This is a genomic window from Actinomadura darangshiensis (assembly GCF_004349235.1).
Lineage (GTDB): Bacteria > Actinomycetota > Actinomycetes > Streptosporangiales > Streptosporangiaceae > Spirillospora > Spirillospora darangshiensis.
This window is the reverse complement of the sequence record NZ_SMKY01000410.1, coordinates 1-6,366: the sequence shown is the minus strand read 5'-3', so window position 1 is coordinate 6,366 and position 6,366 is coordinate 1. Positions and strand designations below refer to the sequence as shown.

Below are 6,366 nucleotides of genomic sequence, written 5' to 3'. Positions count from 1 at the left end.
GGCCGAGGAGGCGCGCTCGGCGGCCATGTGGGCGCGGGCGGCCTTGATGATGTCCCAGGCCGACAGCTCGTCGGTGGAGGGCGGGGAGTGCATCGCCGGGGACGTCAGCTCCGCCGCGACCGCCTGCGGTACCGCGAAGCCCGTCGCCGGCGGCGGCACCTGCGCCAGCCGGGACCATGTCAGCCCGAGGGTGTAGGTGGTGGCCAGCAGCGCGGCGAGGGCGTCGGGGTCGTCGCTGCGCAGCGTGTCGGGCAGCCGGCCGTCGCGCGGCCACAGCGACCGCAGCGGGTTGGCGGGGTCGGCCAGCACCGCCTGCAGCGTCCGGGCGCTGTCGGTGTCCAGCCAGCGCTGGAGCGCCGGCAGCGCGCCCGGCGCGGCCTGCAGGTCGGCGGCCAGGACCGCGATCCCGGCGCGGCGGACCTCGTCGTGGCTGCGTCCGGGCGCCGCCGGGCGCGGCCCGGTCAGGCCGGCGACGATCTCCTGCAGGTCGTACAGGGCCAGCCGCAGGTACTCGCCGGGCGCGGTGTCGCGGACCATCGGGGTGGCGAACTCGGCGGGGCAGCGGCGCCGCCACTCCTGCAGGATCGCCTCCGGCCCGTACCGGACGGTGGCGAGGTCCTGGTTCACCATCCGCAGCGACGCGGCCGTCACCGCGGCGAGGGCGTCGGCGCCGGGCCGGAACCGGGGGTCGGCCTGCAGCCCGGCGGCGACCTCGTACATGACGCGGGCGATGTGGGCGGCGCCGCCGCCGTCGCCGGCGCCGAGCCGGTGGACGTAGTAGCCGGCGAGGGTGCCGAAGTCGGGCGGCATCATCCAGTGCAGCTGGTCGGCCGACGTCGTCAGGAACGGGATGAACGACTCGATGAGCGGGTGCTCGGTGAGGACGACGGGGGATCCGGCGCCCCACAGCATCCGCGCGTTGATCTGCGCCGCGCGGTCGGCGGGCGGCGCGGTCTGCCACCAGGGCGAGGCCACCAGCTCGCGCACGTTGCCCTCGACCGAGGCGAACAGGTCGCCGCTCTGGCCCCCTCCGGTTCCGCCGGGCCCCGCCCCGGCCGCCTGCCAGCTCATCCGGCGAATAGTAGTCGCAGCGGGCGGCGCGTCCGGCATCGCACGGGTTACGGGCAGGTAGCCCCGCCATCGACGTGTAAGGACCGTTATGGAAGGATGCTCATTAGCGTTGGTTCACTCGGGCGGACGGTGCGACGGGGGTGACGATGGGCGGGGCCGCGCGCACCCGTGCCTGGGGCCTGGGCCTGGCGGTGTTCTCCTCGGTGTGCTTCGGCGCGTCCGGGCCGTTCGGCAAGGCCCTGATCGAGGCCGGGCTGAGCCCGCTGCAGGCGGTGTGGCTGCGGATCACCGTCGCCGCGCTCGTGCTGGTGCCGGTCGCGGCGGTCCTGCGGGGCCGGGCCGCGGTCCGCGGGCTGCGGCCCCATCTGCGCGCCCTCGTCCTGTACGGGGCGACCGGCGTCGCCGGCTGCCAGGCGTTCTACTTCGTGGCCGCGTCGCGGCTGCCGGTCGGCGTGGCGATCCTGCTGGAGTTCAGCGGCCCGGTGATCGTGCTGGGCTGGCTGCGGCTGGTGCGGCGCGCCCCCGTGCACCGCACCGCCGCCGCCGGCGTCGCGATCGCCATGGCCGGCCTCGCCCTGGTGGTGCAGGTGTGGACGGGCCTGTCGCTGGACCCGGTCGGGCTGGCCGCCGGGCTCGGCGCCGCCGCGTGCCAGGCGAGCTACTTCCTGATCGTCGACCGCCTCACCGGGCAGGTCGACCCCCTCGTCATCACCTCCGCCGGCAGCGTCGTCGCCGCCCTGGCCCTCACCGCGCTGGCCGCGCCCTGGGCGCTGCCGTGGGACGTGCTGCCCGCGCAGGTCCCCGTCGGCGGGCACACCGCGCCCGGCTGGACGCTCGTCGCCTGGATCGGGATCGTCAGCACCGTCCTGGCCTACCTGACGGGCGTGGCCGGTCTGCAGCGGCTGTCGGCGCAGGTCGGCGGCGCCATCTGCTACACCGAGGCCGTCGCCGCCGCGCTGATCGCGTGGGCCGCGCTCGGCGAGCGCCTCACCCCGGTGCAGGTGGCCGGGGGCGTGATCGTGCTGGCCGGCGCCTACATCGCCCAGCGCGCCGCCGTCGCCCGCCCCGGCCCGCCGGCCGGCGTCCCGCCGGAGGGGGCGGCGGCCCCGCGGGCGAAGACCGCCGCGCTCGGAGGCTGAGAGGTCAGGCGTTCCCGCTGCGGAACCGGCGGGCGCCCAGCACCACCGACACCGCCAGCAGCGCCGCCGCCACCAGCGCGCCCTCGGCGACCGCCGCCGTGGCGTAGTCGCCGAGGAACGCCGACCGCGCCGCGTCCACCACGTACCGGAACGGCGTGAACCGCGACAGCACGTCCAGCCAGCCCGGCGCCAGGCTCATCGGCAGCAGGATCCCCGACAGCAGCATCAGCGGCAGCGTCACCGCCGACAGCATTGGCGCGAACGCGTCCTCGCTGCGCATCCGCATCGCCAGGACATAGGACAGGGACGCGACGCTGACCGCGAGCGACACCACGAACAGCAGCCCGACGGCGATCCCGGCGGCGGGTGCGCGCAGCCCGAGGGCCAGCCCGACCGCGATCAGCAGCACCGCCTGGGCCGCGATGACCACGGTGTCGCGCAGGACCCGTCCCAGCAGCAGCGCGGTGCGGCTGGCCGGGGTGACGCGCAGCCGCTCCACCACCCCCGACCGCAGGTCCGCGATCAGGCCGAACCCGACGAACCCGGCGCCGAACAGCGCGAGCTGGATCAGCACGCCCGGCACGAACACCTGCCAGGCGTTGCCGGCGCCGAACCCGCGCACGTCGACCAGGTCCGACAGCAGCGGCCCGAACAGCACCAGGTACAGCAGCGGCTGCACCGCCCCGAACACCACCGCGACCTTGCTGCGCAGCGTCTGCCGCAGGTACCGCAGGAAGATCAGCCGGGTGTCGGACATCGTCCGCGTGAAGGGCATCCAGGAACTCCTTTGACTTCGGGCGGCGCCGGTTCAGGCGCCGGTTCAGGCGGCGTCGCGCAGGGTGCGGCCGGTGACGGTGAAAAAGACGTCGTCGAGCGTGGGACGGGCCAGGTTCAGCGAGGCCAGCTCCACGCCGGCTCCGTCCAGCGCGCGGATCAGCGGCATCAGCGCCTTCTCGCCGTCCTCGACGGTGAGCCGGACACTGGTGCCGGTGACGGCGGCCTCGCGGACGCCGGGCTGCTCCGACAGCGCCTTGCGGGCGGGTTCGCAGCCGGCCGCGTCGGCCAGTTCCAGCGTGACGACGTCGCCGGCGACGCGGCGCTTGAGGCCGGCGGGCGTGCCCTCGGCGACGATGCGGCCCCGGTCGATGATCAGCAGCCGGTCGCACAGGGCGTCGGCCTCGTCCAGGTAGTGCGTGGTCAGGAACACCGTCGTGCCGTCGCGGTCGCGCATGCCGCGGATGTGGTCCCACAGGTTGCCGCGGCTCTGCGGGTCCAGGCCGGCGGTGGGCTCGTCCAGGAACAGCAGCGGCGGGCGGTGCACCAGCCCGAGCGCGATGTCCAGGCGGCGGCGCTGCCCGCCCGACAGCGCCCCGGCCGGACGCGGCCCCAGGCCCTCCAGGTCCAGCCGCGCGCACAGGGCGGCGATGCGGGCGGCCCGGTCCGGGACCCCGTACAGGCGGGCCTGCAGGTCCAGTTCCTCGGCCGCCGGGACGCCCGGGTCGGTGCCGCCGCCCTGCGCGACGTACCCGATGCCGCGGCGCACGCCCGCCGGGTCGGTGCGCAGGTCGCACCCGGCGACGGACGCGGTCCCGGCGGTGGGCGCCAGCAGCGTCGTCAGCATCCGCAGCGTGGTGGTCTTCCCGGCGCCGTTGGGGCCGAGGAACCCGACGATCTCGCCGGGCGCGACCGACAGGTCCACGCCGCGGACGGCCTCGACCGCCGCGTGCCCGCCGGTGAAGGTGCGGGCGAGCCCGCGTGCCTCGATCACTGATGTCCTCCTCGTGTCGACGCCCGGTAGCGTAACCCCAAATTTGCAGTCACACCAAATTTTCAGTGACTCCAGCGAAGGTATATTTTCGAGCATGGGAGAGGAACTCGTCCCGGACGCACGGGCGGAGACGCGGGCAGAGACGCGGGCGGAGCCGGGGCTGCGGGAACGCAAGAAGCGCGAGACGCGCCGCCGCATCGCCGACATCGCCACCGGCCTGTTCATGACGCGCGGATTCGACGGCGTCACCATCGCCGACGTCGCCCGCACCGCCGACGTGTCCGTCAACACCGTCTTCAACTACTTCAAGACCAAGGAGGACCTGTTCTTCGACCGGCAGGACGAGATGATCGAGGCCACCGGGCACGACTTCCGCGACCGCCGCCCCGGCGAGAGCGCCGCCGCGCTGTTCCGCCGCCGCTTCTTCGAGGGCCTGGACGCCCGCGCCTACCAGACCGCCTTCCACGAGGGCTCGGAGGTGTGGACCAGGACCGTCCGCGACAGCCCCGCCCTCAAGGCCCGCGGACGGGAGATGATCCGCCGCGCCGAGGAGCACCTCGCCGGGCTCCTCGCCGAGGACACCGGCGCCGGCCCCGACGACATCACCCCCCGCGTCGCCGCCGCCATGATCTTCGCCGTGCAGACCCGGCTGGTCGAGGAGATCTCCGACCGCAAGAGCGCCGGGGAGACCCTGGAGGAGATGCGCGCCGACGTCTACGCCGCCGCCGCCCGAGCCTACGACCTCCTCGAACACGGCCTCGGCGGATACGCCGCCGCACCCCCCGCACCCGGCGGCGCCGCGGGGGAGCGGCCCACCGGAAAATGAGTGTCGGGGCGCTCCCGATCATTCCTAGACTCCATGGTTGCGGAGGCGAACAACCATGGACACCCCCACGCTCCTTGCCCACCTGGAACACCACGACACCGCCCTCACCCTGCCCAGGGGCGCCGCCCTGCGCTGGGACGACGCCGGCCTGCACCGCGCCGCCCACACCGAGGACGCCGAAGGCTACGCGCTGCTCGGCCTCGCCCCCGGCGTGCGGCCCTGGCAGCGCGCCCGCGTCCTGCTGCAGATCCTCGCCGCCTCCCAGGCCGGCCTCGACGACCGCACCCGCGCCGTGCAGGCCCGCGTCGCCCGCGTCCTGACCCTCGGCCTGCCGCCCGGCCACGTCATCACCGCCCTGCTCGCCCTGCGGCGGCTGCGCGCCAACCACAAGCACACCACCCGCGCCGCGCTCCGGTTCGTCCTGGAGCACCCCGGCGCCGACGCGCTCATCGCCGCGCGCCGCCCCGCCCTGCTCGACTGCTTCGAGCACGCCCTCGGCACCGCCACCGCGCGCGGCTGCGCCCGCCGCATCGACGCCGGCGACACCGCCTCGGACTACCTGCGGCGCCGCCTGCTGCGCTTCCTCACCGACCCCGCCGCCGCGCCCGCCCGCGTCCAGGCCCTCTACCGGGCCGGCGAGCATGCCGGCGACCCGGCCGGGCCCCTGCCCGACGAGCCGGTGCTGGCCGTCGACGCCGTCCGCGAACGGCCCGCGACCATCACCGCCACCAACCGCGGCGACATCGCCGCCACCCTCGTCCACCTCTACCGGGGCGGCCCCGCCGAGGACCTGTACGTCGCGCTCGGCCGCTACGTCGGCGACGCCGCGAGCGCCTTCCCCCGCTTCCCCGGCACGGTCGCGCTGGTGCTGGACGCCTCGGCGTCCATGCGCGGCTACGGCGACCGCGAATGGGCGGTGCTGTCCCAGGCCGTCGCGCTGCGGATGGTGCTGTCGCAGGTATGCGACCGGGTCGAGGTCGTCGAGGCCGGCGGCGACGAGCGCGCCCCGCGCGGCGCCACCGACCTGGCCGCCGGCGTCCTGGACGCGCTCGGCACCGGCCCCGACCTGGTCGCCGTCGTCTCCGACGGCTACGAGAACGTCTTCCCCGGCGACCTGGCCCGCGTCGCGGCGAGCCTGCCGGGCGCCGGGATCACCGTCCCGGTGGTGTTCTGCCACGCCCTGTTCACCGGCAGCGACGACCTGGCGCTGCGGCGCCCCGCCCCGTCCCTGCCGCAGCGCGGCTTCTGGCACCAGGACGACTTCGCCGAACTGCTGCCGTGGATGTTCGGGCACTGCGCCGCCGGCGCGCCCTGGCTGCGCGCCGCCCTGCACGCCCGCCTGGACGTCCTGGACCGGCAGGCCGACGGCCTCACCGCCCGCATCGCCGCCTGAAACCCGCCCCGCGCGCAGGGTCCGCCCGCGCGCGAACCCGAAGGGAGCACCGCATGGCGCAGCCGACGGCGCTCGACACCCTCGTCCCCGGCCCGCTCAGCCTCGCCGGGCACCGCCTGGGCACCCCCCAGCAGGCCGGCGCCCTCACCATGGTGCCGGTCTCCGGGCC

At 75.7% G+C, this 6,366-nt stretch carries 5 protein-coding genes and 1 pseudogene; 3 read left to right on the top strand and 3 right to left on the bottom strand.

Translation table 11 applies throughout. From position 1 onward, the window contains the following. Positions 1-1,071: pseudogene (locus E1293_RS43090) on the bottom strand (hypothetical protein); the annotation flags it as partial. A 146-nt stretch (positions 1,072-1,217) separates the two neighbouring features. On the opposite strand from E1293_RS43090, the gene E1293_RS43085 reads away from it, so the two are divergent. After that, positions 1,218-2,210, top strand: coding sequence for an EamA family transporter (locus E1293_RS43085; RefSeq protein WP_132205309.1), 993 nt, complete (start codon positions 1,218-1,220; stop codon positions 2,208-2,210). Positions 2,211-2,214: 4 nt separating this feature from the next. On the opposite strand, the gene E1293_RS43080 is transcribed toward E1293_RS43085, so the two are convergent. Together E1293_RS43080 and E1293_RS43075 are read right to left on the bottom strand one after the other, a co-directional pair. Continuing rightward, the gene (locus E1293_RS43080; protein WP_132205307.1) at positions 2,215-2,985 is read right to left on the bottom strand and encodes an ABC transporter permease; all 771 of its coding nucleotides are present in this window, start codon (positions 2,983-2,985) and stop codon (positions 2,215-2,217) included. Between the two features lie 45 nt (positions 2,986-3,030). Next, positions 3,031-3,978: an ATP-binding cassette domain-containing protein gene (locus E1293_RS43075; RefSeq protein WP_132205305.1), complete on the bottom strand. Its 948-nt coding sequence runs from the start codon at positions 3,976-3,978 to the stop codon at positions 3,031-3,033. Positions 3,979-4,072: 94 nt separating this feature from the next. On the opposite strand from E1293_RS43075, the gene E1293_RS43070 reads away from it, so the two are divergent. Then, positions 4,073-4,804, top strand: coding sequence for a TetR/AcrR family transcriptional regulator (locus E1293_RS43070; RefSeq protein WP_132205304.1), 732 nt, complete (start codon positions 4,073-4,075; stop codon positions 4,802-4,804). Between the two features lie 55 nt (positions 4,805-4,859). Further along, positions 4,860-6,197 (top strand): VWA domain-containing protein, encoded by a 1,338-nt coding sequence (locus E1293_RS50395; protein WP_132205303.1) that lies wholly within the window; start codon positions 4,860-4,862, stop codon positions 6,195-6,197. Positions 6,198-6,366 lie beyond the last annotated feature (169 nt).

Coding starts and splice junctions, on each gene's coding strand:
- E1293_RS43085 (WP_132205309.1), top strand. CDS start 1,218: ATGGGCGGGGCCGCGCGCACCCGTGCCTGGGGCCTGGGCCTGGCGGTG.
- E1293_RS43080 (WP_132205307.1), bottom strand. CDS start 2,985: ATGCCCTTCACGCGGACGATGTCCGACACCCGGCTGATCTTCCTGCGG.
- E1293_RS43070 (WP_132205304.1), top strand. CDS start 4,073: ATGGGAGAGGAACTCGTCCCGGACGCACGGGCGGAGACGCGGGCAGAG.
- E1293_RS50395 (WP_132205303.1), top strand. CDS start 4,860: ATGGACACCCCCACGCTCCTTGCCCACCTGGAACACCACGACACCGCC.